Origin of the sequence: Aminobacter niigataensis (assembly GCF_014200015.1) — a bacterium.
GTDB classification, from domain to species: domain Bacteria; phylum Pseudomonadota; class Alphaproteobacteria; order Rhizobiales; family Rhizobiaceae; genus Aminobacter; species Aminobacter niigataensis.
Genome location: NZ_JACHOT010000001.1, coordinates 1,267,012 through 1,290,726, shown reverse-complemented (window position 1 = coordinate 1,290,726; position 23,715 = coordinate 1,267,012). Strand labels below are relative to the sequence as shown.

28 protein-coding genes are annotated in these 23,715 nt (G+C 60.6%); 21 read left to right on the top strand and 7 right to left on the bottom strand.

What is annotated here, in order from left to right; all coding sequences use genetic code 11:
- The first annotated feature begins 11 nt into the window (after positions 1 to 11).
- From GGQ99_RS06470 to GGQ99_RS06460, 3 genes are all read left to right on the top strand, one after another.
- Positions 12 to 1,052, top strand: a complete 1,041-nt coding sequence (locus tag GGQ99_RS06470; RefSeq protein ID WP_183261446.1) for a head morphogenesis protein — start codon at positions 12 to 14, stop codon at positions 1,050 to 1,052.
- Positions 1,052 to 1,468, top strand: coding sequence for an HK97 gp10 family phage protein (locus GGQ99_RS06465; protein WP_183261444.1), 417 nt, complete (start codon positions 1,052 to 1,054; stop codon positions 1,466 to 1,468). Before GGQ99_RS06470 ends, GGQ99_RS06465 begins: the two co-directional genes overlap by 1 nt.
- Positions 1,469 to 1,613: 145 nt before the next feature.
- Positions 1,614 to 2,027, top strand: a complete 414-nt coding sequence (locus GGQ99_RS06460; RefSeq protein ID WP_183261442.1) for a DUF4128 domain-containing protein — start codon at positions 1,614 to 1,616, stop codon at positions 2,025 to 2,027.
- Here the strand turns inward: GGQ99_RS06460 and GGQ99_RS06455 are convergent.
- Positions 2,024 to 2,347 carry a hypothetical protein gene (locus GGQ99_RS06455; protein ID WP_183261441.1) on the bottom strand — a complete coding sequence of 108 codons (324 nt, stop codon included), beginning with the start codon at positions 2,345 to 2,347 and terminating at the stop codon, positions 2,024 to 2,026. The two genes, GGQ99_RS06460 and GGQ99_RS06455, sit on opposite strands and share 4 nt — an antisense overlap.
- Before the next feature lie 122 nt (positions 2,348 to 2,469).
- Between GGQ99_RS06455 and GGQ99_RS06450 the strand changes: the two genes are divergently transcribed.
- Genes GGQ99_RS06450 through GGQ99_RS26415 form a run of 3 tightly spaced genes read left to right on the top strand, consistent with a single transcriptional unit; the run spans position 2,470 to position 3,989 of the window.
- Complete coding sequence (locus tag GGQ99_RS06450) at positions 2,470 to 3,237, top strand: hypothetical protein (RefSeq protein ID WP_183261439.1); 768 nt, start codon at positions 2,470 to 2,472, stop codon at positions 3,235 to 3,237.
- A gap of 15 nt (positions 3,238 to 3,252) precedes the next feature.
- On the top strand, positions 3,253 to 3,651 hold the full coding sequence (locus GGQ99_RS06445; RefSeq protein WP_183261437.1) for a hypothetical protein: 399 nt from the start codon (positions 3,253 to 3,255) through the stop codon (positions 3,649 to 3,651).
- Positions 3,567 to 3,989, top strand: coding sequence for a phage tail assembly chaperone (locus GGQ99_RS26415; protein ID WP_425486791.1), 423 nt, complete (start codon positions 3,567 to 3,569; stop codon positions 3,987 to 3,989). Before GGQ99_RS06445 ends, GGQ99_RS26415 begins: the two co-directional genes overlap by 85 nt.
- Here GGQ99_RS26415 and GGQ99_RS06440 read toward each other — a convergent pair.
- Positions 3,982 to 4,263 (bottom strand): hypothetical protein, encoded by a 282-nt coding sequence (locus GGQ99_RS06440; protein ID WP_183261435.1) that lies wholly within the window; start codon positions 4,261 to 4,263, stop codon positions 3,982 to 3,984. The two genes, GGQ99_RS26415 and GGQ99_RS06440, sit on opposite strands and share 8 nt — an antisense overlap.
- 59 nt (positions 4,264 to 4,322) lie before the next feature.
- Between GGQ99_RS06440 and GGQ99_RS06435 the strand changes: the two genes are divergently transcribed.
- From GGQ99_RS06435 to GGQ99_RS06400, 8 genes are read left to right on the top strand one after another with little or no spacing between them, the layout of a single operon-like run.
- Entirely contained in the window at positions 4,323 to 6,611 is a 2,289-nt protein-coding gene (locus GGQ99_RS06435; RefSeq protein WP_183261433.1) for a phage tail tape-measure protein, read from the top strand.
- Positions 6,608 to 7,216 (top strand): hypothetical protein, encoded by a 609-nt coding sequence (locus GGQ99_RS06430; RefSeq protein ID WP_183261431.1) that lies wholly within the window; start codon positions 6,608 to 6,610, stop codon positions 7,214 to 7,216. Before GGQ99_RS06435 ends, GGQ99_RS06430 begins: the two co-directional genes overlap by 4 nt.
- Entirely contained in the window at positions 7,213 to 7,776 is a 564-nt protein-coding gene (locus tag GGQ99_RS06425) for a DUF2163 domain-containing protein (RefSeq protein WP_183261429.1), read from the top strand. Before GGQ99_RS06430 ends, GGQ99_RS06425 begins: the two co-directional genes overlap by 4 nt.
- Before the next feature lie 8 nt (positions 7,777 to 7,784).
- Positions 7,785 to 7,937 carry a hypothetical protein gene (locus tag GGQ99_RS06420; RefSeq protein WP_183261427.1) on the top strand — a complete coding sequence of 51 codons (153 nt, stop codon included), beginning with the start codon at positions 7,785 to 7,787 and terminating at the stop codon, positions 7,935 to 7,937.
- Positions 7,931 to 8,347 (top strand): DUF6950 family protein, encoded by a 417-nt coding sequence (locus GGQ99_RS06415; RefSeq protein WP_183261426.1) that lies wholly within the window; start codon positions 7,931 to 7,933, stop codon positions 8,345 to 8,347. Before GGQ99_RS06420 ends, GGQ99_RS06415 begins: the two co-directional genes overlap by 7 nt.
- A gap of 3 nt (positions 8,348 to 8,350) precedes the next feature.
- Positions 8,351 to 10,825: a phage tail protein gene (locus GGQ99_RS06410; RefSeq protein ID WP_183261424.1), complete on the top strand. Its 2,475-nt coding sequence runs from the start codon at positions 8,351 to 8,353 to the stop codon at positions 10,823 to 10,825.
- Complete coding sequence (locus tag GGQ99_RS06405; protein ID WP_183261422.1) at positions 10,822 to 12,486, top strand: hypothetical protein; 1,665 nt, start codon at positions 10,822 to 10,824, stop codon at positions 12,484 to 12,486. The genes GGQ99_RS06410 and GGQ99_RS06405 overlap by 4 nt, the downstream gene beginning before the upstream one ends.
- 9 nt (positions 12,487 to 12,495) lie before the next feature.
- Positions 12,496 to 14,466: a hypothetical protein gene (locus tag GGQ99_RS06400; RefSeq protein ID WP_183261420.1), complete on the top strand. Its 1,971-nt coding sequence runs from the start codon at positions 12,496 to 12,498 to the stop codon at positions 14,464 to 14,466.
- Here GGQ99_RS06400 and GGQ99_RS06395 read toward each other — a convergent pair.
- Together GGQ99_RS06395 and GGQ99_RS06390 are read right to left on the bottom strand one after the other, a co-directional pair.
- Positions 14,424 to 15,665: a hypothetical protein gene (locus GGQ99_RS06395; RefSeq protein WP_183261418.1), complete on the bottom strand. Its 1,242-nt coding sequence runs from the start codon at positions 15,663 to 15,665 to the stop codon at positions 14,424 to 14,426. The genes GGQ99_RS06400 and GGQ99_RS06395 overlap by 43 nt on opposite strands.
- A 261-nt stretch (positions 15,666 to 15,926) precedes the next feature.
- On the bottom strand, positions 15,927 to 16,598 hold the full coding sequence (locus GGQ99_RS06390) for an outer membrane protein (RefSeq protein ID WP_183261416.1): 672 nt from the start codon (positions 16,596 to 16,598) through the stop codon (positions 15,927 to 15,929).
- Between the two features lie 65 nt (positions 16,599 to 16,663).
- Between GGQ99_RS06390 and GGQ99_RS06385 the strand changes: the two genes are divergently transcribed.
- The 6 genes from GGQ99_RS06385 (at position 16,664) to GGQ99_RS06360 (ending at position 18,577) form a co-directional block, all read left to right on the top strand.
- Positions 16,664 to 17,362 (top strand): lysozyme family protein, encoded by a 699-nt coding sequence (locus tag GGQ99_RS06385; RefSeq protein ID WP_183261415.1) that lies wholly within the window; start codon positions 16,664 to 16,666, stop codon positions 17,360 to 17,362.
- Between the two features lie 2 nt (positions 17,363 to 17,364).
- Positions 17,365 to 17,538: a hypothetical protein gene (locus tag GGQ99_RS06380; RefSeq protein WP_183261413.1), complete on the top strand. Its 174-nt coding sequence runs from the start codon at positions 17,365 to 17,367 to the stop codon at positions 17,536 to 17,538.
- A gap of 2 nt (positions 17,539 to 17,540) precedes the next feature.
- On the top strand, positions 17,541 to 17,738 hold the full coding sequence (locus GGQ99_RS06375) for a hypothetical protein (protein WP_183261412.1): 198 nt from the start codon (positions 17,541 to 17,543) through the stop codon (positions 17,736 to 17,738).
- Positions 17,735 to 17,974, top strand: a complete 240-nt coding sequence (locus GGQ99_RS06370) for a hypothetical protein (RefSeq protein WP_183261410.1) — start codon at positions 17,735 to 17,737, stop codon at positions 17,972 to 17,974. Before GGQ99_RS06375 ends, GGQ99_RS06370 begins: the two co-directional genes overlap by 4 nt.
- A complete protein-coding gene (locus GGQ99_RS06365; RefSeq protein WP_183261408.1) occupies positions 17,971 to 18,189 on the top strand; it encodes a hypothetical protein in 219 nt (72 codons plus the stop codon). The genes GGQ99_RS06370 and GGQ99_RS06365 overlap by 4 nt, the downstream gene beginning before the upstream one ends.
- Positions 18,190 to 18,298: 109 nt before the next feature.
- The gene (locus GGQ99_RS06360; protein WP_183261406.1) at positions 18,299 to 18,577 is read left to right on the top strand and encodes a hypothetical protein; all 279 of its coding nucleotides are present in this window, start codon (positions 18,299 to 18,301) and stop codon (positions 18,575 to 18,577) included.
- 469 nt (positions 18,578 to 19,046) lie between these two features.
- On the opposite strand, the gene GGQ99_RS06355 is transcribed toward GGQ99_RS06360, so the two are convergent.
- From GGQ99_RS06355 to GGQ99_RS06345, 3 genes are all read right to left on the bottom strand, one after another.
- The gene (locus tag GGQ99_RS06355) at positions 19,047 to 20,159 is read right to left on the bottom strand and encodes an extracellular catalytic domain type 1 short-chain-length polyhydroxyalkanoate depolymerase (RefSeq protein ID WP_183261403.1); all 1,113 of its coding nucleotides are present in this window, start codon (positions 20,157 to 20,159) and stop codon (positions 19,047 to 19,049) included.
- A 237-nt stretch (positions 20,160 to 20,396) separates the two neighbouring features.
- A complete protein-coding gene (locus GGQ99_RS06350; protein ID WP_183261401.1) occupies positions 20,397 to 21,014 on the bottom strand; it encodes a general stress protein in 618 nt (205 codons plus the stop codon).
- A 49-nt stretch (positions 21,015 to 21,063) separates the two neighbouring features.
- Positions 21,064 to 21,375 carry a PepSY domain-containing protein gene (locus GGQ99_RS06345; protein WP_183261399.1) on the bottom strand — a complete coding sequence of 104 codons (312 nt, stop codon included), beginning with the start codon at positions 21,373 to 21,375 and terminating at the stop codon, positions 21,064 to 21,066.
- 194 nt (positions 21,376 to 21,569) lie between these two features.
- Here GGQ99_RS06345 and katE point away from each other — a divergent pair, with 194 nt between their 5' ends.
- Positions 21,570 to 23,684 carry a catalase gene (gene katE, locus GGQ99_RS06340; protein ID WP_183261398.1) on the top strand — a complete coding sequence of 705 codons (2,115 nt, stop codon included), beginning with the start codon at positions 21,570 to 21,572 and terminating at the stop codon, positions 23,682 to 23,684.
- The last annotated feature ends 31 nt before the right edge of the window (positions 23,685 to 23,715 follow it).

Here is a 23,715-nt window from a genome sequence, read left to right as displayed (position 1 = left end):
GCTGTCTCCCCATGCTCAAACGCCTATCACCTCGCGAACGGCTGGAACAGCTTGTCGCGGACCTCACGCCTGTTCTGCGGGCCGCTTTCATGGAAGCGATCGACGACATCAAGTCGAACATCGTTCTCCGCCGGATCGTGGAGCGTCTGGAGCGCGGCGACATCAACGGCGCCATCTCTGCCATGCACCTCGACCAAGCAGCGTTCCGGCCCCTGGACGAGGCTATCCGGCAGGCATTCAACGGCGGCGGTGTAGCCACCATCGAGCAGATGCCGACGCTACGTGATCCGAACGGCCATCAGATCGTCATCCGGTGGGATGCAAGGAACCTAGCCGCCGAGGAGTGGCTGCGCGAGCATAGTGCGACACTGGTCAGCAACATCATCGCGGATCAGCAGGCCGCTATTCGCGCAGCGCTGTCTGAGGGGCTTGCTCGAGGCGACAATCCGACCAGGAGCGCGCTCAACATCATGGGACGGGTCAATCGCATCACAGGCAAGCGTGAGGGCGGGCTGATCGGACTCACCACAACTCAAGGCGACTACGTTGCCCGAGCCCGCCAAGAGCTGCTTTCCGGTGAGCCCGACCAACTTCGCAACTATCTGACGCGGGCGCGCAGGGACAGGCGCTTCGACCGTGCGGTCATAGCTGCCCTGCGAGATGGTAAAGCAATCTCTAATGAAGCGGTTCAACGGATCGTCGGGCGCTATTCCGACAACCTGCTAAAGCTGCGTGGTGACACGATTGCGCTGCATGAGACGTTCTCGGCGCTGGGTGCATCCCGAGACATCGCCTTTCGCCAGCAGATCGAGGCCGGCAGGGTGCAAGCTCAGCATATCACCAAGACTTGGCGCCACACGTCGCAGGAGCATCCGCGCCAGCAACATGTTCGCATGCACGGGCAGACCGTCCCGTATGATCAGCCGTTCATAGCCTCTGACGGGACGCAGATCCGATATCCGCATGCTCCCGGCACGCCAACGCGCCACACCGTCGGCTGCAAGTGCTTCACCGAATACAAGATCGATTTCGTCGCTCAGTTGTTGCGCTGATGGGCAGCTTCGCCGCAACCGTCGGTCAGTGGGCGCAGAAGGTGGACGGTGCGCTTGAGGCGGTGTTCAAAGAAGCCGCCCAGGAGTTGGTGTCGCAACTGAACCAACTCGTACCTGTCGGCGAGACGGGGTTTCTCCGGTCCTCACTGATGGCCTCGACAACGGCCATGCCATCATTGACCCGAGCCAATCCAGGCATTTCAGTGCCGGGCGATCTCGGAGACATCCTATTGGTCATCAACAGCGCTGATCTGGGTGACACGATCTACCTCGGCTACACCGCGGACTATGCCGCTTTCGTGCATTTCGGCGCGCAGGGAAGGTCACCGCGACCTTGGGTGACAATGGTTGCCCAGCGGTGGGAAACGATCGTCGCCGAGAAGGCTGGCGAAGTGAAGCGCCGGCTAGGACTGTAAGGGCATCGAGTAAAAGTATGCGGCACCCACCCGGATCCCCGCCGGTGTTTCAACCACTCAGGGGATACTGCCGGGGGCCTTTCCGCTGGCTTGCCCGGAGCCGGATAGGCGCCGGCACTTGGAAGCCTATCACGAAAGGTGATCTATGCCATCAGTCGAAACATCGATCTGGCTCGCCCTGAAGGCGAGGGCACAGGGGCTAGTCTTGTCGCCTGTCTTGCCGATTGCCTGGCCAAACGAGAGCTTCGCCAAGCCAACAGGCGGGTATCTCCGGGTCACTCACATTCCCAATGTGAACCGCCGGCTGTTTCTCGGCTCCACCGATCCTCACCAGCGCCTTGGGCTCCTGCAGATCGACGTGTTCGGGCGGAAGAACGAAAACGTTGCGGTCGCTGGCGAGATTGCCGGTAATGTGGCCGCGCACTTCGCGTGTGGCACGGAGATGTGGAGCGAGGGCCGTCGGGTCAGCGTCACCAAAGCCCCCGACGTCGGCCAACCGATCGATGGCGATACGCACATCCAAGTGCCGGTGACCATCGCCTACGAGTGCTTTGCCTAGCTGCAGTTGCGTCTGCGGGCGGTATCAATCGCGGCCTGTTCGGCTTGTAGCCCCTCGATCCTCGTCGTTTGCTTTTCCTTGATCAGGTTGACGGCCTTGGCGCCACCAGGTGCCCATAGCGGTACGTTCCAGCTCGCGACCCGGCCTCTATTGATGGCTGTCGCCGAAATGCTCTGCGCGGTGTCGCCGATCTCGTTGTTGAGTTCATTGCACGACAGCGCGTTGTACTTCGACGGGTCAACCGGCCCGCTGCCTGTCTGCGTCGCACACCCTGAGATCAGGGCAAGAGCAAGTGCAAGGCCGAGTGCTTTCGTCTGCATCTGGGCAGCCTAACAAGGCCGGGCCGGGATTGGAACCGGCACTGTCATTCCCGGCCATCCGGGTCATCAGGCGGCTTTCGGGCCGCCTTTTTCATGCCAGCCATTGAAAAGGAGAAACCACGATGGCACGGACCAACAAGGACCGTAAGGTCTACATCTGCGCAACGCCCCAGCCCATCGATCTCAACCAGGCCGCGTATGAAGCCCTGACCTGGATCGAGGTCAGCAACGTCGGGGCTGTCGGCGAGGCCGGCACGAACACCAACATCGTCAGCTATGACGAACTGTCGACCGACGTTACCCAAAAGGGCAAGGGAATCGCGAACGCGGGTGACCCGACCATCGAGTGCGCCCGCAACCCGACCGATCCGGGTCAACTCGCCCTCCGTGCCGCGGCAAAGACCAACTTCAACTACGCGGTGAAGTTCGAGGACAAGGACGCGCCGACGGCCAACCACACCAATTCGGTCTACTACAACCGTGGCCTGGTGACCGGCCCGACCCGCCCGAACGGCCGGAACGAAGACTTCATCCTCGAAGTGTTCACTCTTGCGCTCAATCAGCGAGAGATAGTCGTTGATCCCCAGTCGCTCGTCGTTCCCACCAACGCAGCGCTGCCCTCGATCACCGGCGCCAGCCTGGCGCAGGGCGCGATCCTCACCGCACAGGAAGGCATCTGGACCGGCAACCCGACCAGTTTCACCTATCAGTGGCAGGCGGATACGTCGGGCAATGGCACGTTCACCAACATCGGCGGCGCAACCTCGAAACCCCATGCGCTTGCGGCCGGCCAGTCCGGCGATGCCGTGCGCGTGGGCGTCGTCGCCGTCAACCCTGCCGGGGCATCCTCGGTGGCCTATTCGCTGCCCGTCGGTCTCGTCGGCGCGTAATCAAGGAAATCACGCATGGACATTCTGGCTATCCAGCCGTCGACTATCTCGGTCGACATCAAGCACCCGGCCACTGGCGCACCGATTGGTCTCCAGATCGAATGCACGTCCTTGGAGGCAGATGCGGTCAAGGCCGTTGAACGCGCCATCAAGAACCGTGCCCTACGCGGCGGCCGCAATACGGTCACCGCCGAAAAGATCGAGGACAACACCGTCGAGCTTCTGTCGGCGGCCATCGTCGGTTGGAAGTGGGCAGACGGGCTCACTTTGGGCGATCTCAAGAATCCGCAGCTATCCAAGATCAACGTTGGCAAGCTGCTGGCCGTCGTCTGGATCGCCAAGCAGGTCGACCAGGCGCTCGGAGACGAAGCCGCTTTTTTCTCGAACTCGGGCCAATCCTCGCCGAGCACATAGCCCAGCACGTCCGGCTCAACACCCCAGACGAGAATGGCGAGACACGCCGGCAGAGGAACGAGCGGTTTGGACTGCCGGCGGTTGACCTCGATCCCATCCAGCCCGACTTCGAGTATTTGCTCGAATGGTTCTGGGACATCAGCGCCGGCCGATCCCATGGTTTCAGCGGGCCTAACCCGCTCTCCATGACCGAGATCGCGAACTGGTCAGCGCTCAGTGGCACCGTCATCAGGCGGGAGGAGATTTCGATCCTCCGCGCCATGGACGGAGCGTTTATGTCAGCGATTGCCAAGGAGCAGTCAGAAGCAGCCGAGCGGTCTCGGCCAGGCGCTACTTGAAGTTCTCCAGCATCTTGCGACAGAACTTCTCGTTTAGCGGGCTACCGTCGAGGCTTTGGCCTTCGACGTGCGCGGCCAGTTCGGCTGCCTTGGTGCTTCCCACGAGTTCGGCTGCGTTCTTCTTGGCCCATTCGTATGGTCCCTGGTCCTTGATAATTGGGGCGCACTGAAAAGCAGTTGTGAGTCTGAACACGGTCTTCTTGACCGCTTCGTCAGTGCTCTCCGCGAGCGCCGAACTACTCATCAGTACAGCCAGCAAGAACAGTATTCGCATTCGAACCTCCTCGTTCAACGGGCGGCGACGATAGACAGATGGCGATCAAGAGGTAAAGCATGACCGATGTGGCCGCACTCGGCTTGGCCGTTGATTCCAGCCAGGTCGACAAGGGAAAGATCTCCCTCGATCAGCTTTCAAACTCGGCCAGGCGCGCGCAGGCTGCCGCCAATGGCGTTGCCGCGGCGACCAAGAACGCGAGTGCCGCAGCGGTGGCGGCGGCCCGAGCAGCATATCAGGAATCAGTAGCGAGGACGGCGGCCGCGCGTGCGTCGGAAAATGCAACGCGGGCTGACGTACAGGCGGCGATGGCCTCCCAGCGTCTGGCGAAGGCAGCGCTTGAGGTGACAAAGGCTGACCATGCACGAGCCAGCGCGTCCCATGCCGCCGCTGTAGCGGCTTCTCGTGATGCGTCGGCAGCATTGAAGGCAGCAGCGGCTATGGATGCGGAAGCCGCTGCTTCAACTAGAGCAGCCAATGCCGCCCGTCTCCACACCACTGCAGCCAACCAGAATTTCAGGGTGATGGGCTCCGGTGCGGCCAACGTCGGCAATCTTGCTGCACAGTGGCAAGACATCGCCGTATCCGCTCAAATGGGTATGGGCGCGCTCCAGATCGGATTGCAGCAGGGCACCCAGGTCGCGGCGGTTGTTGCCCAGATGGAGAAGCCGCTTCAGGGCATCGGCGCCGCCCTGCTCTCAGTCATTTCGCCGGTCAGTTTGCTTGTCATCGCCACCATCACGCTGATCGCGGCTGGAATTCAAATGGTTGATTGGGCAAAGCTTGGCGCCACTGTAATTCGTGCCTTGGCCGCTTCGCTTGAGACCGTTGCCCCATATGCCACGATGGCGGCCGCCGCTCTGGCCTTGATCTATGCCCCCGCGATGGTGACCGGGATGGTGAGCATAATCGCTCTCTTGGCGCGCATCAGCGTAGCAGCGCTCGCTACTGCGGGGTCATTCACCACTGCCTGGCTGGCGGCACTAGGCCCGATCGGTTGGTTGATCGCTGGAATTTCCGCAGTAGGTACGGCGGCCTACTTGCTCCGCGATGAGATCAAAGCCGCGATCGGCGTCGACGTTGTCGGCATCATGAAAACTGCCGGCAATTTCATCATCAACTCATTCGAGATGGTCTTTTCCGACATCAAGTTCATGTGGGCCAATCTACCTTCGATCGTTGGGGCCGCCGCATTCGGTGCCGCAAATCTGGTGATCAAGGGGATGAACCTGATGATCCAGAATGCGGCCGCCATGATTGATTGGCTGATTGCAAAAGCCAACACTGCGGCAGAGGCACTTGGCATGGAGCCGATGGCGTCGATCGGGCCTGTCTCTCCCATGAAGGAACTCGCCAATCCGTATGCCGATGCCTTGTCCAAGGCTAACAAGGGCCAGCTTGCCGAGTACGATCGCATCATGGGTCAAGATCGCCTTGGTCAGTTCGGGGCCGCGATTAGCGACGGCGCCTCTGCTGCATCCGGCAAGCTCAAGGAACTCGCCGGTTGGATGACGACCGTCGACGAGAAGGGCAAGAAGAAGAGCGGCGGCAAGACGGAGGCAGAGAAGTACTCCGACATCGTCGATGGCGCAAACCTCCGTATAGCCAGCCTCATGGCAGAACAGGCCGCCCTTGGCTTGACAGGGGAGGCTGCTGCAAAGCTGGCCTACGAAACGGACCTGCTGAACGAGGCCCAGCGTAAGGGCATCGAGCTTACCGCCGCCCAGCGTAGCGAACTGTCCACCCTAGCGGCCTCTATGGCTTCCATCGAAGCGGCGACGGTGAATGCGCAGGACGCATTGGACTTTGCGCAGGATGCTTCGCGAGGGTTCTTCACCGACTTTGCCGACGGTCTACGGAACGGCGAGGGCCTGTGGAAGTCCTTCGCTGATGCTGCCGTCAATGCGCTCGGCAAGATCGCATCCAAGCTGCTCGACAGTGGGCTCGACATGCTGTTCGGCGGTGGGTCGACCGGTGGCTATGGCCTCCTCAGTTCGCTCCTTGGGCTTGGTGGCGGCGGCTCCGATCCGTGGGCTGGTCTTCGGGGCTATGCCGATGGCACGGCCTCGGCGCGGGCAGGTGTGGCAATGGTCGGCGAACGTGGGCCGGAACTGGTGCGGTTCCGCGGCGGCGAACAGGTGGTGCCGAACCATATGCTTGGCCGCGCTGCCAACAATAACCAGCCCGTCGAGGCCAACTTCAACTTCGCGCCGGTTGTGAGCATCCAGGGCGGTGGTGGAGACACTTCAGAAGAAGTGACCAAGGCATTGGAGCAGTTCGCGGACAAGGATTTCACGCCACGTGTCGTGAAAGCCCTTCGCGAGATCAAAACAAGGGGATTGGCATGATCGGCTTTCCTGCCGTCCCCTATGTGAAAGGTTTGCCTCAGATAGCTCGGTCGACCTCGGTCTCGCGGGCCGGTCAGCGGGCAGTGGCGTTTGTCGAGTACGCTGACCCGTTCTGGCGGATTGAAGTTGAGACCGGGCCGCTCGTCGCTGAGCACGCGCCTGCTTTTCGGGCTTTCCTCGAAGAAGCCGGCACCGGCATGGAGACTGTCCTCTTTGCGCCGAAGTACCTCAAGGTGCCACAGGCTTATGTGGGCGATGAAGCCAACCCCGCCTTGAGCAACACAGGCTCTCTGGTGTCGGTCACCGATGGCTTCATCATCGCCGTCGGCAGCGTCACCAACGGCTTGGACCTGCGCCGCGGCGATCTGATCAGCCTGAAGAGCGGCGACTATCGATCGCTCCATCGGGTCATGGTTGGGGCGGTGGCATCGGCTGGAGCGATCAGCCTGACCGTCGAGCCTGCCATTCCGGAATACATCGTGCCAGGCGCCGAAGTGAAGTTCCGTGACCTCGAACTCAATACCCGCATGCTCTCGGGTTCTGGCTCAATGCCTGACGACTATCTACCAGCTGCATCCTTCACGCTGGTCGAGGTGCCGAAATGACCTTTCCGACACGCCTGCAACAGGTTCTGGACGAGGGGCGGGCGGTGATCCGCTCGCTGATGAAGATCGAATGCGGCACTGGCACCTATGGCTTCTGGAACGGCAACGCCGATCTTGTGTGGAGTGGCCTGACATATTGGCCGTCGACGCTGATATCGATTTCCGAGCCGGTCTATGGCGTTGGCACTGCGGCGGCGACGTTTTCGGTGGAACTGACGGCCAAGCGCGATTTCGGGCTGGAGCCGGACAAGCTGCTGCTGATCGAGAGCGAAGATTACAAGGGCCGTCCGCTGACGGTCTACGACGCCTATTTCGATCCCGACACGCGGGTGATGCTGCATGTCGAGCCGATGGTCTACGGCTATTGCGATACGATCGACCACGTCACAGAGGGCGGCGAGTTAAAGCTCGTCGGTAATGTGATTTCGGGCGCGATCGACAACCACCGCGACGGCTACCGCTCTGCCAGCCACGAAGACCAGCAACTGGTTTTGCCTGGCGACAAGTTCTTCGAGTTCGCCAGCCGCGTGAAGTCCGAATATTTCGACATCAAGCTCTGAGGTTCGCGATGGACATGAAAACCGCCAACGAAATGCTGCTCGGTAGCGGAATGGCCTATGTTGAGCGCAACGCGAAGCCCGTTTTGATCATTGACGCAGAGCAGTTTCTATCGCTGCCGACAACTTCGCAGCCTCAACTTGCGCTAGCATCATCATGCTGAAACTGCAGCGTCTCCCGGACTGGGAGCGACGGCTCGCGCTTGTCGTCGAGCATCACCTCGAGACGCCTGGCGAATGGGGCGTCGCCGACTGCCTGCTGACGGTGGCCGATGCTGTCGAGGCCGTCACTGGCGTCGATCCTGCCACGAGGATCCGCGGGGCGTATTCGAGCGAGCTGGGCGCGGCCAAGCTGATGCGCCGGCGCAAGTGCGCTGATGTCGAAGCGGTGCTCGCCAAGCTCTTCCCGCCTGTCGGCCGGCTGATGGCACAGCGTGGCGATGTCGGCGTTGTCGAGCGCGAAGGCGTGCTGGCCGCTGGCTTCATCACCGAGCGCGGGCTGGCTGTGAAGGTCGAAGCCGGGCTGGCCTTCTATCCCCAGACCGAAATCAAAACCGCATTCAAGGTCGGCTGACGCATGGGCTTTCTCGCACCGATCTTCACCGCGATCGGCGGCGCTGTCACCGGCGCGTTCAGCTGGTTGGGCGGCTCGACGATTCTTGCCGGCGTTGCACGCCTCGGGCTTGGCATTGCACTGAAGTACGCACTCGGTGCCATCTTCCAGCCAAAGCAGCAGGCGCAGGCCGTCCAGCTGCAGACCAGCTATGGCGAGGACATGCCGCGCTCCGTCGCGCTCGGCAAGGTCGGCACTGCCGGGCACCACATTTATCGCAACGCCTATGGCGAAGGAAACCGCCGCATCCAGGACGTCTATGTCCTTTCGCATTTTCGCATCACAGGCGTGACACGGGTTCGGGCGGAGGGGGAATGGCGGCTTCTCGGCGGCGCACCTGATGCTCTGCGTGGGCTGCGCGTGCAGGGCATCAACGGGACGATCTGGCAGAAGGTGCAAATCGGCACCATGGACCAGGCCGCGGATGCCGGGCTGATCGCCAACGCCAACCCGCCGACGCGCTGGACCGCTGCACATCGCGGCGCCGGCGTCGCCTATGCTGTGGCCACCCAGACGCTCGACCGCGAGAAGATGCAGCAGCCCTGGCAGGGCTTCTACGAGATCCAGGGCGCCCCGCTCTATGACTGGCGCAAAGATACCAGCGTCGGCGGGGACGGCTCGCACCGGTGGAGTGATCAGTCGACCTGGGAGTTCTCCGAAAACCCGGTGCTGATGATGTATGCGCTGGAGCGGGGCTTCTACAACGGCACCGAACTGATGGTCGGCAAGGGCGTGCCGGCTTCACGCCTGCCGCTTGGCCCGTGGACGGTCGCGGCCAACATCTGCGACGAGTTCATCGGCAGCGGTCGCCGCTACAAGGCCGGTATCATCGCGGCAGCCGGCAATGGCGTCAGCCACGACGCCAACATGCAGCCGCTGCTCGAGGCGTGCGCCGCGACATGGGTGGAAGACGCCTCGGGCGAGTATCCGCTCGTTGGTGCCGAACAGGCGGTGGTGGCGACCTTCACCGACGACGACATCATGATCGACGAGCCCTTCCGGTTCTCGAAATACCGCACGCGGTCGGAGCTGGTGAACACCGTTGCGGGCACCTGGCGCGACCCCGAAAGCTTCTACGAGACCGTGCCCTTCGCCACGCGCATCGACGAGGCCGCCCTTGCCGAGGATCGTGAGCGGCTGGCTGCGTCGATCCCCTATGGCGCGGTCAATGACGCGAAGGTGGCCGACCGCCTGGCCGACATCGCCATCAAGGCGAGCCGGTTCCAAGCCAATGCGGCCATCTGCCTGCACCCGAGGTTCCTCGATCGCACGCCTCCCGGCCGCTGGGTTCGCTGGAATTCGGCGAAGCATGGCGACCGCAGGTTCCAGATCGGGCAAAAGCGGCTTGGCGCGCTCGGCCAGCAGGGCGCCCGCAACATCTATCTGGAACTGCAGGAAGTCGGCGCCGGCATCTTCGATCCGACCGAATACACCACCACGCCAGTGCTACCGACTGCACCGGGCGAGGGCAGCTATGCCACTGCTGCCAGCAACTTCCTCGCCTCGGGCGTGCAGGTGCTCAATGCCGGTTCACCCGAGCGTATTCCGGGGATCCGCTTCACGTGGGATGCCTTCGACGACATCACGGTTGTGGCCGTCGAGATCGAGTATCGGCCTGATGGTGCCGCGGAAAGCATCGTGAAGCGGGCGGACGTGCCTGTGCAGGTTCTGGTGACAGGCGACGGCGTGCTGGCCAATGCTGACTATGAGTATCGCCACCGTCTGGTGACCTCGCCGGTGCGCACCACGTTCTGGACGGCATGGGCGACCGTGTCGACGCCCGAAGCGGCCTTGCCGTCGGTTTCGGTCGGGCTTGGCCAGGTCAAGGCCGACATCTATCAGCGCCTTTTGCAAATGGCGCAGGATGCCGACGATATCCGGGCTCGCCTTGAGCAGATCGCGCTTGCCGCATCCGACGCGGCTGGCGTGGTGGCCGAGGAGAATTCGGTTGCCGTCCGGTTCCGCAATGCGACGGCAACGGCGATGTCCAGCCTGTCGGCCTCGGTCGAAGAGATCGACGGTGAGCTTCTGGCTTTGGCGGGTGCCGTGACTGCAGTCGAAGCTTCTGTCGGCGACCTATCCGCCGGCGGTCTCTGGCGCATGACGGCACAAGCGGGCAGCGGTGATGTCGTCGCACAGATCGTCATGCAGGTACGCGCAACGGTCGGTGACGACTGGGTGTCGGCGGCGACCATGTGGGAAGCCGGTTTTGTCGGAGGTGATCCGATGCAGCCGTTCTCACGGTTCGTGGTCAAAGCCGACCAGTTTGTCGTCACGGACGGAACGACCGAAGGGCAGCCGCTGGTGTTCGAGGGTGGGGAGTTGAAGCTGCAGGTAGCGCGCATCGGTTTGGCGATTGTCGAGGAACTGCGTTCGGCCAACAACAAGCTCCAGATCAAGGGTGCCGGCACCAACGCCAGCATCGAAACTTTCGCATGACGCGCTGGTTCATGGGGCTGAAGCCCGGCGTCGGCCCGGTGCTGAAGGTGATGAAAAACGACGGCGACGATCCGCTGACGACGCCGTCGACCGACTGGCATAAATACATCTTCGACAGCGAATGGGCGCACAAGCTCGGCTACGTCTTCGACGTGATGGAGATCAGCTTTGATCTGACGAAGTGGCCGAAGCCGGCCGCCGACGGCGCGACCGCCACATATTACGAGCCTTCGGGGAGCACATCGGTCAACGCGCTCCTTGTGGTCTACGCCTTGCGCAACAATGGCAGCATCACCGACGGAATGCAGGCGCAGATAATCTTCCCTGAAAATCTCGGTTTTGCATACACACCCCTCATCGAGACGCGGAGGTTCACTATTGCTGAAAACCGATTCGACGGCGTCAGCAATTCGTACTCGCCGGTGAACGTCAGAAGCAGCGGCGCCTACGAGTCGGGATATGTCGGCGGCAGGCTAACGGGTGTGACGTGGTTCCGAGACGACGCGAGAGTCAGCATGTCGTCCGTGATCACACTGAACAGGCGGAACTACAGCCTGTTCGGCTACAGCATCAACGAATTCAACAACTTTGCCACTACCCTTTCACCACATGCTCTCGGCGGCGGCGGCGACCGGTTTCGCCAGTTGCACTCTGTCTTCGAGTTGCCCATCGATAACGTGCCGTTGCCCTCCTATGCGGGAACACCCGTGGAGGGTCAGAAGGTTTTGCGCATCGCGCCGGATGCGGTGAAGATGGCCTATCCCGGGCATGACGTTGCCGAGGGTGATCACGACGCCTTCATCTTCAGCAGCGAGCGTGTACCGGCCAAGGTCATCGGCGCCGGCCAGATCACCATCAACTCGGGCGCCTCGGCGGACATTCCGACCAAGATGCCGGTAACATTCGGCACCTATGTCGACTTCATAGTCAAGCGCACGTCGGAGGCGCAGTTCTACCACCCGCCATTTCTGCCGTCTGGCACGTCCAGGACAAACAGGATTCAGCTCAACTACGTCCCTGTCATTGGGGAGAACAGGATCACCGTCAACAACATCGGCGATCAGAACTTCAACATGCGCTATGTCGTCTACGCCGACGACAATTCCGCGCCGACGACAGGCGGATCGAAGGTCTTTCACAAGAGCAATGACGGATCGGTCGATTACATCCAGCTGAAGACGCCAGGCTCGTCGGACAGCGCGCCGGGGCTGAACGAGATCATCCTCGACAGCCGGTTGCCTGCGATCCCTATTGTCGCGGAAGGCTGGCTTGCAGCTGCAGATTTCGGCACGACGGACGACGCCTTCTTGGGGGCGAAGAAGGCAGTAATCGCTGTCGATAACCCCAACGGCGATTTCCTACCTTTTCCGAAGATGATTGCGCGGTGGTCAGACGGTTCCAACCGGTCGGTGTTCAACAGAACGCACCGGATTTTCGGCAGCGTCAACAACGCGTTTCTCTACAACAACAAGCCCGCCGGCTGCTCGATCAACTGCAAGATCTTCGACGACGCTCTGCACGTCTATCAGTCCAGTGGACAGCCGTGGCGCATCGAATTGGAGGATGCAACCCTCGGAGATCCGTACACGGCGAGCCCGCAAAACGGCCCATCGCTGGTTGGTATCCGCTACTACGTCCTCGCCATCCCCCTCAGCCTCTAAGGGCAAATCATGACATCTTCGGTTTATTCGGCCGGCACGGTCTCCGTGTCGAACGGCTCGGCGATTGTGACCGGCACGGGCACGGCTTGGAGTGTGGCGCTGGTTACCGGCGGCATGTTCTCGTTCGCTGGCATGTCGGTGCCGATCGCCAGCGTCGAGAGCGACACGTCGCTCACGCTCGCCTATCCGTGGCCCGACGCTTCGGCAGCCGGCGCCTACGCCATTGCCCGCGAGACTTCGGAAGCGGTGCGCGCTGCATGGATCAACGACCGGCTGGCGCAGATCCTGACCAAACTGTCGCTGGCCGGCATCCACCCCGATGGCGCTGGCACGTTGGCAGAGCGCGATGCACTGTCGCCTGTGCCTGCTGCAGGCTTCCTGTGGCTGCGCGTGGAGATCGGCTATGGGCTAGACATCTACAAGCGCACAGGCAGCGGCTGGGATGGGCCTTTTAGTCTTACTGGCCCCGCAGGTCCGGGGGGGACGCTGCACTGGGTTGACGCTGGCTGGGCTGCCGCGACTGCCTACGAATATAACGACGGATTGGTGCACGACGGTACGTCTTACCGCTGCTTTGTGCCGCACACCTCTGCTGCATCAACAGAGCCGGGCGTCGGCGCCAATTGGGCTACGGTTTGGGAAGTGACCGCGGCCAAGGGGGCAGATGGCGCGCCAGGCGCGCCGGGTGTGGTGCAGTCGGTAGTCGCCGGCTCCAATGTAACGGTCGACAGCAGCGACCCGGCCCACCCCGTCATTTCTTCATCTGGTGGCGGGACGGCTGCTTCGATCGTATTTACACCCGCCGGCAACGTTTCGGCCACGAACGTCCAGACTGCTATTCAGGAGCTCGACGGAGAGAAGGCCAACTCATCGTCCCTTGGAACTGCTGCCGCGAAGAATGTCGGAACCAGCGGTGACGTAGTGCCGCTGTTGAACACTGATGGTCTGTATTTCGACGGCAAGATTGGTATTGGTGCCGCACCGGTGGACGCCAAGTTTGAGTGCACGTCCAGCGTCGCCGCGTCGAATGGCCGGTTCGTTGGCACAACGGCGTTGGGTTCTAGCTCAGGTGGTGGGGTAGGGCTGGTTGCGGCGGGCAACATCAACGCTGCTGATCAGCGCCTTGGCATCTTCTTTTTTGGGGGCCAGAAGAGCAGCGCCTATAATTATGGGGCCGCCGTTGCTGCATTTTCTTCGCACGATTGGAGCGCCGGTGCGGGCGCTGGAACGTCGCTTCGGTTTGAGACTGCTACCACCGTAGGTAATTCCAGGGTTGAGCGGCTCCGGATACTGTTGGGCCTGTTTCACCCTTCAGCGACAGGCGGAGACAAGGGCGACAACACCATAAATTTCGGCGCCGTATACGACGACAACAGCTTGCTCACCTGCATGGCGATGTCGAAGGAGTTTATCGAGAATGGCGAGATCGATATCGCGAAGTGGGACGCCATGGTCCCGGACATTCAAGTGCCCGAAAGTCGCGAAGATGTCCCTGTGATGGTGGATCGGCTGGTGCCAGTTGTTCGCGCTCTCGACGAAGTGGCAGAAGATGGTGGTCTCGTTCGACGCTTTATCGAGACATACGAGACCGTTACGGTCCAGGCCGCCGATCTGATCCCGGTTTGGGATGAGAATGGCAATGGCATCAGCGTGGTGGAGCACCCGCTATTCGAAGAAGTCGTGACGCCTGCAACTATCGTACCCCGTATCCACGGCACTGCGCGCATCTTCAAGGCCATGTGCGATGCGGGTTTTGATCCGCGCGACCCGGAGCAGTATTTCGCGAAAATGCGAGCCGAAGAAGCGTTGCCCGGCATGCCGACGCAGGCTGATTGGGAACACAATGGCCTCTCGATCGGCGAGCTGGCGTCCCGGAAGTGGCTCGCCATGGAGATGGTTGCCGTCGTCTGCAATGCCATGTGGCTTAAGCTGAAAGATCACGAATCTCGATTGGCCGCGTTAGAGACGCCGAGCAACTGAATATGTTCGAGATGATCTCTAAGATGATTTGTATAGTGGCGGACATACGCCTGCTCAGCTGATTCCGGGTCCGAGCAATTCCAAAATCGGGGCAAATCTCCGGAGCGTTCTGCAAATCGAGCCTGCTTCAACAGCCATATGACGTGACCGTTTTCTCCCTCTTCGGTCACAAAGTCTTCGGTTGGAACAGGCTCCTCTCTTCGGGCCAGGCATTCCCTCAGAAATGTCGCAGCGACGCTAGATTGACCGCCGCGCAGTGCGAGCACTCCGGAATTCGGGCGGCCCGAAATACCTTTCACTGAAAGAATATCGACGCTTGGAGATTGCTCAAACAAATCGGCGAACCGCGGGCAGCGTTTGTCAATCTCCGCATCGGCATCAATAAGGAGCACGTCATGCCCGCCCTCCAGACATGACACGGCGGCTTCGAGCTTTGCCCATTTCGGATGGAGCGCATAATGACTTGGGTCGACCATCTGATATTCGTACCCAAGTCGGCGACAATAGGAATAATGACTGTCGATGCAAAAACGCCAGCGAATGGCATAGTCCGGTGTAGCGATTGAAAGCACCACGGGTCTGTTGGCAGAAGGCGCCGTAGGCAGAGGTGAGCCAGCCGACCAAAAGAGCTTACGGTACGGAATATTGTCGCTGGCGGGAAACACATAGGATGACGAGCCAGGACGTCCGCGAAGTAGTTCGTTCGCAAAGCGCGCCTCTAGTGGGCGCTCATAGTCATCGCAGAAAACGTGCGAGCTTGGCGAAGCAAGGACCGATGCCCAATAGATTGCGATGGCGCGCCCCGGGTCGCCCGGGGAGAAACCGGGCGGGCCGTCGACAACAATCACATCCCATTGTTGCTGCGTAAGTTCTCTCGGCGGGGGGAACTTTGAAAGGTCAGACCCCGAGAGGCTAGCAGTTTTCTCAACCGTCAAGTCAAATGTCGGCAGAAGGCTGACGGATATCTCGGGCGTCTTCGCCCTAGCTACGTCTATCCACTCGGATGAACTTTCGAGAAAATGAGTCTCACCGTCATCGTTGAGGGACAGCCACAACGGGGTGTCGTAGCCCACGCCGAAAACCAGAAGACGGCAACCAGGCGACCGCGACTTTATCGCTGACCCAATTAACTGTGCCTGAAACGGTGATAGCTGAATCTGGCTGTCGTAATGGTTCTCAAAAGCTTCTTTAAAGCGCACGTCAGAATTCCCATCAAGTCAACCAACCTGCGGGCGGGATACCAGATATCGCCAGATATCGCTATCCGATCAGTTCAATCTCAGGCGGGCAACTCTTGCGCAGACGTTCTTCAGGTCGTCGAGCGCTTTCGCGCGCATGCTGACGCAGATCCGGCGCATCCGCTTCATTGAGCCAAGCCTCAACAACTCTGACCTGCCACTGAAGCCGCCCACTTGCGGCTGACATCTCAATGGAGCATTGCGTGGCCGATCGTTCGGAGGTCAGAACTTGTAGGCGATGCCAAAGCGTACATCGTGGGTTTTGAGGTCGAGTGATTGGAGTGCATTTACGGGAGGATATGTGGTCGCGCTCGCGCGTCCGAAATCGCTGTAACGATACTCAAGGCGCATCACTAGCTGATCAGTCGCCGCGTACTCAGCACCGCCACCCAACGTCCAGCCGGCCAACACATCACGTACCTGACCATTATACATGCCGCGGGAGCTATTCGTATCTGCCTTCGCGATAGCTAACCCACCCGCGATGTAAGGTAGGACGCGGCCGACAGAGTACCCCAGCCGGGCACGAACAGCACCGGTCCATTCCACGTCGGTTTCTGCGGTTGCAGCTCCATCCGGGATGCCAGCAGCGTTGACTGACAGATCTGGTCCACCCTGCAAGTTAGTCCAAGCGATATCCCCTTCCACGCTTACGATGATCTTATTGGGGAACTGATGGTTAAAGCCGACATAGGCACCACCCACAAAACCATCGATATCATTGTGGGTGAACGGGAACAGTGTCGCGGAGTGTGTGACGTGGTCCGCATCCCCCCAACCGTGGCCCGCCTGCAGGCCGATGTAAGCGCCCGCCCAGTCATAGACCTGATCTTGTCCTGCGGCCGTTCCGACGTTGAGTGCAAGCACACCTGCTGCAAGCAGTAGATTTCTCATGAGTCCCCCCAAGTAAGTTCCTTGGGTCGGGTAACACACTCCCTACAATCTGAAAAGGAACCACCATGGACATAACCGTTCCCACCGGAGCGGCGCTTCTGCTCGACTTCATCGGCGGCATTGAAGCGCCTCGCGGCTACGACACGATCTATGGCAACAACCAGGGCAAACTCCCGAAGCCGCTGACCACGATGATGCTCGGCGACATCATCAACGAGCAGAAGAATTGGACCAGGCGCTTCAGGTCGTCAGCCTCCGGCCGCTACCAGTTCATGCGGGCGACGCTGATAGACCTGTCGAAGGAGCTTCACCTGTCCGGTGCCCCGGTCTTCAACGCCGATTTTCAAGACCGGCTTGGCTATCACCTGCTCAAGCGTCGTGGCTACGAAGCCTTCATGGCCGGCAAGATCAGCCGCAGCGAGTTCGGCAAGCGACTGGCGAAGGAATGGGCCTCGCTGCCTGTGCTGGCGCCGACACAGGGGGGAAGTCGCAAGGTTTCGCGTGGCCAGTCCTTCTATGCCGGCGACGGCCTCAACAAGTCGCTAGTCAAGCCGGAGACCGTCGAGGCGCTGCTCGACCGGGTGAGGGTGGCTGTCGGCCAACCTGTCCAGCCCGAGCCCACGAAGCCGGTCATGTCTGCTCCAGCGCCCGCCGAACCTTCTTTGCAGAAACCGCAAACAACCGAACTCGCCAAGGGCTTGGCCTTCTGGCTGCAACTCATCGGCAAGGCGATTGCCGCGCTCTTCTCGAAGAAAGGACACTGACCATGCGGAAGTATTCGAAATTCTTCGTCGCGGCGTTCGGCATCGGTGCCTTGATCGGTCTGCGGCACTTCGAGGTCGACATCCCCGGTCTCGATGCGGTCGTGCGTGACCTGATCGTCGGTGCTCTGGTTGCCGGCGGCGTCTATCAGATCCCCAACCAGCCGGCAGGAGAATGACCATGGAAGGTCTCGGGCAAGCAATCGGCGGCGCGATTTTGTTTCTGGCGTACGTGGCAGCATTTGGGGTCATGGCTCTCGCCGCCGGGATTGGGCTGGCTTTGTGGTCAATCTGGCTTCCGATCACACTATGGCAGGCCATCGCCATCATGGCGGCATTCGGCGTCTTCGGCCTTCTTCTTGTGTCGAGGATCAAATGACGACGCTGCTCCTCTCGTTCCTCTCCAACCCGACGCTACTCGCGATCATGGGCGGCGTGATTGCGGCACTGGTGGCGTTCCTGAAGGGCAACAGCCGCGGCGCGCAGAAGGAGCGGGCCAAGCACGCCGCCGAGGAAGGCAAGGCCCGCGACATCCGCGACGAGGTGCAGAACGACGTCGGTGCCATGCCGGCCGATCAGGTGCGCGCCGAACTCGCCAAGAGGGCCAGCAAATGAAGCGCCGGCTCGCCGACATCATCCCCCGCATCCTGCTGCTGATCGTCGTCCTGACCGGGCTGGCAGCCTGCACGACGGCCAAGGGCAGCTTCTGCGAGATCGCGCCGGATCTCCGATATTCGCAGCAGGTGTACGATGCCATGTCAGACGCCGAGGCCGCGCGGCACCTGGCCTATCTCAACACCGGCGAAAAGCTGTGCGGGTGGAAGCGATGACGGCCACGGTTCTCATCATACCAATCAACGATGTCCTGCTGATCGGCTTCGGCCTGTTCATGGGCTGGCTGACTGCAAGGGCGGTGAAATGAGCGAACGGACAACGGAGATGGACGGCGATCTGCGTTCTCGTGTGGTGTCATTAGAGCATCAGACGGCGGCCAGCGACAGGCGGCTGTCGAACCTCGAAGCTTGGCAGCGTCAGAGCGACATCGCCGACGCGCGCAAGGACGAGCAGTTCAAGCACATGGACATGCGGTTCTCGACGCTGGACGCCAAGATCGACGGTGTGAGCGGCACCCTCAACTGGATTGCCAAGCTGGTCATCAGCGGCATCATCCTGGCCATCGTCGCCTTCATGATGGGCGGAGGCTTCAAACTGCCCTGACCAATCTGATATTCGTTTGCATGCGAACAATATTGATCAAACAAGGGATGTAGATGGCCAATTAAGCATCAAATTGAGGTCAGTTGTCACCATGAATCACAGGGGCGTGGCCCGGCGGGACAAGCAGTTCAGCTCCTGTGGTGGTAGCATCTGTTTGCACTTACACGGGGGAGTGCCAATATGCCTCAAAAACAGATAGTCACACATCTGAAAAGTGCATTGGACTTGTCGCGCTTCGCGAAAGACCCGTTTCTCACCTACCTGATCGGGATGGCTCGCAGCGAGGCGCAACGAAACCTCAACCGGGCCAAGAAGGCAGACAGTATCAAGAGGCGGCAAGCGCGTGAGGTCTTGCCGGCATGAACTTGAGCCCCGCTGCCGCAAGGTGGCGGGGCTTTTCGTTTTTAGGTCGACCAGCTCCAGCGTGGCATTCAAACCGCGTGGTCAAAGCTCGGTTTTTTGATTTGGCTCAGCGCATTAGGCCCGCTGACCTGAGCGCATCTTCGATCGTTTTCCTTATCCCATCTGCCGGAGCCGCCCTGGAGGGGGCCATCGCCTTGTCCTGTGGACGTATGCCTCTAGGTTCTCTCTTCGGCTCGAACTCCGCCAACTTTGCGATCCCCCAGAAATGCGCAATGTGGTGGGTCGACGAGATACCTACGTCGATCATGAAAGGGCCGGCTGTCCCCAGTCCGTCACGGCCGGCTTCTTTTGCAGTGGCCAGAGGCGTGCCATGCCCCATCCCGGCAATGTCGTATTGCTCGATCACGTCCCGACCTGAGCCGTCTTTCCAAACGCGCCGGGTATGGCCGTCAACAACCGTCTCCGACGGGATCGACTGGTCGTCAATTCCTTGGGTGGTCCGCCATTGCTGTACGATATCGTCGGCGTTTGAAGAAACGACGGTCAGGTCGGAGGACCCATGCCACACAGAGATCGTGGGCCACGGCCCCGTATGTGGTGAGGCGGCACGCAGCATCTGCTGAAGCCGTGCCTTCGAAGGCCCGCCGTGCCCGCGCATGCGATCAAAGGCTTCGGGAATGGAATTGGCACTTCCATACGGCAATCCGGCAATGATCGCCCCACCGGCGAACACGTCTGGGTAGGTCGCAAGCATCACCGAGGTCATCGCGCCGCCTGCTGAAAGCCCAGTGATGAAAATCCGCTTGCGATCAAGCCGATGGGTCGTGACCATTGTCTCGATCATCTGCCGGATCGAAAGAGGCTCACCAGCATTGCGTCTCATGTCGCCAGTGTCGAACCAGTTGAAGCAAAGATTGGCGTTGTTGGTGCGCTGCTGCTCTGGAAACAGCAGGGCAAAGCCCTCAGCGTCGGCAAGGTCGGACCACCCGGCGCCGAAATTGTAGCCGGCTGCGGTCTGGGTGCAGCCATGAAGCACAACGACCAGCGGCGAATGAGCTGTGAGATTTTCGGGAATGTAGGTTTTGGCTCGCAGCGCGCCAGGATTTGATCCGAAATTCGTCAACTCCACGAGCGAGTAGGCGTCGCTTGTGGAGGGTTCGGCCCGTCGCTGCGCCCGATGGGCTACCAGACGTGAAATCGTATCCGACAAGCTTCGCATGTGGCTGTCCCTTTTTCCGCGGCCCGGATGGGACAGCGCCGTACACAACGCGGGGGCGATCATATTGTTGCTGCAGTGCACAATTAAAGCTGCCGCAAAGTGTGGGTGCCGCCGGTACAAGCAAGGCCTGCTGAGGGTTACTCAACAGGCCTTGCTCTCAGAGTGCCTAAGCTTACGTTTCAACGGGTTTTGGCGCCGCGTCCGAAGAAAACGTCATAGGCTGCGGCGATTGACTGTTCACCTCACCGGAGGGATGCGTGAGGCATAACGCCTGCGTTCTTCCTCAACCGCCTCAGGCGAGAACGGGTCCGCTGTTTCGTCGAAGGCCGTCCAACCGTCGTCGGCATATGCTGCTCGACGCTGGCCGAGATCGACCCGATTGGCGTTGTGCAGAATGGACCTTGCGGTGTCTTCGTCAGCGCCTTCGGTGACGCGTGCGGTCACGAGCGTACCACCCCGTCGGACGCCTTCGGCGTAAACATGGGCGTCTTCGGAGGGGATGCCGGAATCGGTCAATGCCCCGATGAGACCGCCTGTCGCACCACCCGCCAATGCACCGGCCGCTGCGCCTGCGGCAGTCGCCGCCAGCCATCCGGCTGCCACCACCGGACCAACCCCAGGGATCGCCATCACGCCGAGGCCGGTGAGCAGGCCGCCCGTTCCGCCAACCAGGGCGCCGATGCCCGCTCCGGTGCCCGCTGCTTCGGCTGTCTCTGACGAGGGGGCGTCATATGAGCCATCTGCATTGCTCGCAACGACACTGACGTCGTCGTGCGAAATTCCGGCTTGCTGCAGTTCTTCAACCGCTGTCTGTGCGTCGGAATAATTGTCGAACAACCCTGTCACACTTACCATTGTGATCTTCCTTCTTCGTGAAATGATTGGGTGAGGTTATTGGGCGCGATTACTGGACGACGACGTTGCCCTGGTAGTCGAGCGAAACGGCTGCTTCCTTGCCGTCCTTGGTGGCTTTGCCCTGCCAAATTCCGCTGTCGGCCTTGACCAGCGCCGTCACGTTCTGAAAGCCGGCTTCTTCGATTTTGGCCTTGGCTTGCGCTTCGGTGAAGCTATTCGCGCCAGCTACAGGAGCAGTCGGATTGACTGTGTCCGGGGTAGCAATGGCCGGGGTCTGAGGATCGGTTGATGGCTGGGTCTGCGCTTGCGCATGCAACCCCGTGGCAGCGAGAAGCGCTGCGCTAAGTATCAGAAATTTCATTATTTTTCTCCTTGGTATTGCCGACAGAAGAACCGTCGAGAGAAGGAAAAGTTCCACAGACGGCCGGATTTGGTGCGTGACCCAGGCCCGGTGGATATCTCAATGCTTCAACCCAAATCGACAATGGAACCGCACCGGCGCGGCGGCATTGAGGAGGATGTGCGGAGCCGCACCCCCTCTCCAAGGAACCAACCATGGCCAAGTCATCGAACCGCTCGCTGGGCAAAGTCGCCACGATCCATGACCAGAAGCTCCAGCGTGGCCAAGGGGGCGAGCTGCACCAGTTAGCCGAAGGCAATACCCCGGTACTCACTACCGCGCAGGGAGGCCCGGTTGCCGACGATCAGAACTCGCTGAAGATCGGAACAAGAGGCCCGACGGCGCTTGAGGATTTCCATTTTCGCGAGAAGATTTTCCACTTCGATCATGAGCGCATTCCCGAGCGCGTGGTGCACGCGCGTGGTTATGGGGCTCACGGCTATTTCGAAACCTACAAGTCGCTGGCAAAATATACCCGCGCCGACATATTCCAGCGTGCCGGCGAAAAGACGCCGGCGTTCGTTCGGTTTTCAACCGTCGCAGGCAGCAAGGGTTCAGTCGATCTGGCTCGAGACGTTCGCGGTTTCGCGGTCAAGCTCTATACCCAGGAAGGCAACTGGGACATCGTGGGCAACAACATCCCGGTGTTCTTCATCCAGGATGCGATCAAGTTTCCCGACATCATCCACGCGGTGAAGCCTGAGCCCGATAGCGGCTTTCCACAGGCGCAGTCGGCCCACGACAATTTCTGGGACTTCATTTCGCTGACGCCGGAAAGCATGCACATGATCATGTGGGTGATGTCCGATCGAGCGATCCCGCGGTCGTTCAGGTTCATGGAAGGCTTCGGCGTCCATACCTTCCGACTGGTCAACGCCAAGGATGAATCGACCTTCGTGAAGTTCCACTGGAAGCCGAAGCTTGGCCTCCAGTCCGTGGTCTGGAACGAGGCGGTGAAGATCAACGGTGCGGATCCCGATTTCCATCGCCGCGATTTGTGGGACGCGATCAAGGCTGGCAATTTTCCGGAATGGGAACTTCAGGTCCAACTGTTCGACCAGGATTTCGCTGATAGTTTCGACTTCGACATCCTCGACGCCACCAAGCTCATTCCCGAAGAGCTGTTGCCTCCGATCCCGGTCGGTCGCCTGGTCCTCGATCGCATGCCGGACAATTTCTTTGCCGAGACCGAGCAGGTCGCTTTCATGACCCAGAACGTGCCGCCGGGCATCGATTTTTCCAACGACCCGCTGCTTCAGGGCCGGAACTTTTCCTATCTCGATACCCAGATCAAAAGGCTAGGCAGCACCAACTTCACGCACCTTCCGATCAATGCGCCGAAATGCCCGTTCAACCACTTCCAGCAGGACGGCCATATGGCCGTGCGAAACCCGGTAGGCCGCGCGAACTACCAGCCAAATTCCTGGGGCGAAGGCCCGCGGGAGTCACCGCAATTGGGGTTCCGCTCGTTTGCTGACGTCGAGGAGGGGCCGAAGCAACGCATACGCGCCGAAAGCTTCGCCGATCACTACAGCCAGGCGCGGCAGTTCTATGTGAGCCAGACACCGACCGAGCAGTCGCATATAGCAGCAGCGCTGACGTTCGAGCTCTCCAAGGTCAAGACGCCGGTCATTCGCGAGCGTTTGGTGTCGCACCTGCTCAACATCGATATGGGTTTGGCAAATGCTGTGGCCGCCGATCTTGGGCTGAAGGCCATGCCCAAGGCAGCTGATGCCGCTGTGCCCACGCGCCAGGATCTCGAGCCGGCAGCTTCACTGAGTATCCTGGCCAAGGGACCGGAGCGGTTTGAAGGACGAAAACTCGGTATTCTTGTCACCGATGGAACCGATGCAGGGCTGCTTTCCGCCCTGAAGGATGCGCTCGCCAAGGCCGGGGCCAGCTTCGAGATCATCGCGCCAAAAGTCGGTGGGGCCAAGCTGAGCGATGGCAGTATCGCTGCGGCGGACCAGATGATCGGAGGCGCGCCTTCCGTGCTCTATGACGCAGTCGCACTCTTGCCGGCCGAGAAGGCAATGGCGGCCGTGATCGACAATCCGGATGTCCGCGATTTTGTTTCCGACGCCTTCGTGCACTGCAAATTCATCGGGCATGTTACGGCGGCCAAGGTGCTGCTCGACCAGGTCTGCGGAAGCGAGGTGCTGGACGAGGGTGTCGTTCGGCTTTCGACGCCCCAGGATATGCCAGCTTTCGTCAAAACATTGGGCAAACTACGAATGTGGAGCCGAGAACCTTCTGTCAAAGCCCGCTGAGCCAAGCTTTGTGACAGCGAGAGAATGGACG

Excerpts from the sequence above, each read along its gene's own strand:
- GGQ99_RS06355 (WP_183261403.1), bottom strand. The coding sequence starts at position 20,159 with ATGCGAAGCTTGTCGGATACGATTTCACGTCTGGTAGCCCATCGGGCG.
- GGQ99_RS06425 (WP_183261429.1), top strand. The coding sequence starts at position 7,213 with ATGACCTTTCCGACACGCCTGCAACAGGTTCTGGACGAGGGGCGGGCG.
- GGQ99_RS06345 (WP_183261399.1), bottom strand. The coding sequence starts at position 21,375 with ATGAAATTTCTGATACTTAGCGCAGCGCTTCTCGCTGCCACGGGGTTG.
- GGQ99_RS06350 (WP_183261401.1), bottom strand. The coding sequence starts at position 21,014 with ATGGTAAGTGTGACAGGGTTGTTCGACAATTATTCCGACGCACAGACA.
- GGQ99_RS06410 (WP_183261424.1), top strand. The coding sequence starts at position 8,351 with ATGGGCTTTCTCGCACCGATCTTCACCGCGATCGGCGGCGCTGTCACC.
- GGQ99_RS06465 (WP_183261444.1), top strand. The coding sequence starts at position 1,052 with ATGGGCAGCTTCGCCGCAACCGTCGGTCAGTGGGCGCAGAAGGTGGAC.
- GGQ99_RS06365 (WP_183261408.1), top strand. The coding sequence starts at position 17,971 with ATGAAGCGCCGGCTCGCCGACATCATCCCCCGCATCCTGCTGCTGATC.
- GGQ99_RS06450 (WP_183261439.1), top strand. The coding sequence starts at position 2,470 with ATGGCACGGACCAACAAGGACCGTAAGGTCTACATCTGCGCAACGCCC.
- GGQ99_RS06440 (WP_183261435.1), bottom strand. The coding sequence starts at position 4,263 with ATGCGAATACTGTTCTTGCTGGCTGTACTGATGAGTAGTTCGGCGCTC.
- GGQ99_RS06415 (WP_183261426.1), top strand. The coding sequence starts at position 7,931 with ATGCTGAAACTGCAGCGTCTCCCGGACTGGGAGCGACGGCTCGCGCTT.
- GGQ99_RS06470 (WP_183261446.1), top strand. The coding sequence starts at position 12 with ATGCTCAAACGCCTATCACCTCGCGAACGGCTGGAACAGCTTGTCGCG.
- GGQ99_RS06400 (WP_183261420.1), top strand. The coding sequence starts at position 12,496 with ATGACATCTTCGGTTTATTCGGCCGGCACGGTCTCCGTGTCGAACGGC.
- GGQ99_RS06435 (WP_183261433.1), top strand. The coding sequence starts at position 4,323 with ATGACCGATGTGGCCGCACTCGGCTTGGCCGTTGATTCCAGCCAGGTC.
- GGQ99_RS06380 (WP_183261413.1), top strand. The coding sequence starts at position 17,365 with ATGCGGAAGTATTCGAAATTCTTCGTCGCGGCGTTCGGCATCGGTGCC.
- GGQ99_RS06420 (WP_183261427.1), top strand. The coding sequence starts at position 7,785 with ATGGACATGAAAACCGCCAACGAAATGCTGCTCGGTAGCGGAATGGCC.
- GGQ99_RS06385 (WP_183261415.1), top strand. The coding sequence starts at position 16,664 with ATGGACATAACCGTTCCCACCGGAGCGGCGCTTCTGCTCGACTTCATC.
- GGQ99_RS06430 (WP_183261431.1), top strand. The coding sequence starts at position 6,608 with ATGATCGGCTTTCCTGCCGTCCCCTATGTGAAAGGTTTGCCTCAGATA.
- GGQ99_RS06460 (WP_183261442.1), top strand. The coding sequence starts at position 1,614 with ATGCCATCAGTCGAAACATCGATCTGGCTCGCCCTGAAGGCGAGGGCA.
- katE (WP_183261398.1), top strand. The coding sequence starts at position 21,570 with ATGGCCAAGTCATCGAACCGCTCGCTGGGCAAAGTCGCCACGATCCAT.
- GGQ99_RS06390 (WP_183261416.1), bottom strand. The coding sequence starts at position 16,598 with ATGAGAAATCTACTGCTTGCAGCAGGTGTGCTTGCACTCAACGTCGGA.
- GGQ99_RS06445 (WP_183261437.1), top strand. The coding sequence starts at position 3,253 with ATGGACATTCTGGCTATCCAGCCGTCGACTATCTCGGTCGACATCAAG.
- GGQ99_RS06405 (WP_183261422.1), top strand. The coding sequence starts at position 10,822 with ATGACGCGCTGGTTCATGGGGCTGAAGCCCGGCGTCGGCCCGGTGCTG.
- GGQ99_RS06370 (WP_183261410.1), top strand. The coding sequence starts at position 17,735 with ATGACGACGCTGCTCCTCTCGTTCCTCTCCAACCCGACGCTACTCGCG.
- GGQ99_RS06375 (WP_183261412.1), top strand. The coding sequence starts at position 17,541 with ATGGAAGGTCTCGGGCAAGCAATCGGCGGCGCGATTTTGTTTCTGGCG.
- GGQ99_RS06360 (WP_183261406.1), top strand. The coding sequence starts at position 18,299 with ATGGACGGCGATCTGCGTTCTCGTGTGGTGTCATTAGAGCATCAGACG.
- GGQ99_RS06455 (WP_183261441.1), bottom strand. The coding sequence starts at position 2,347 with ATGCAGACGAAAGCACTCGGCCTTGCACTTGCTCTTGCCCTGATCTCA.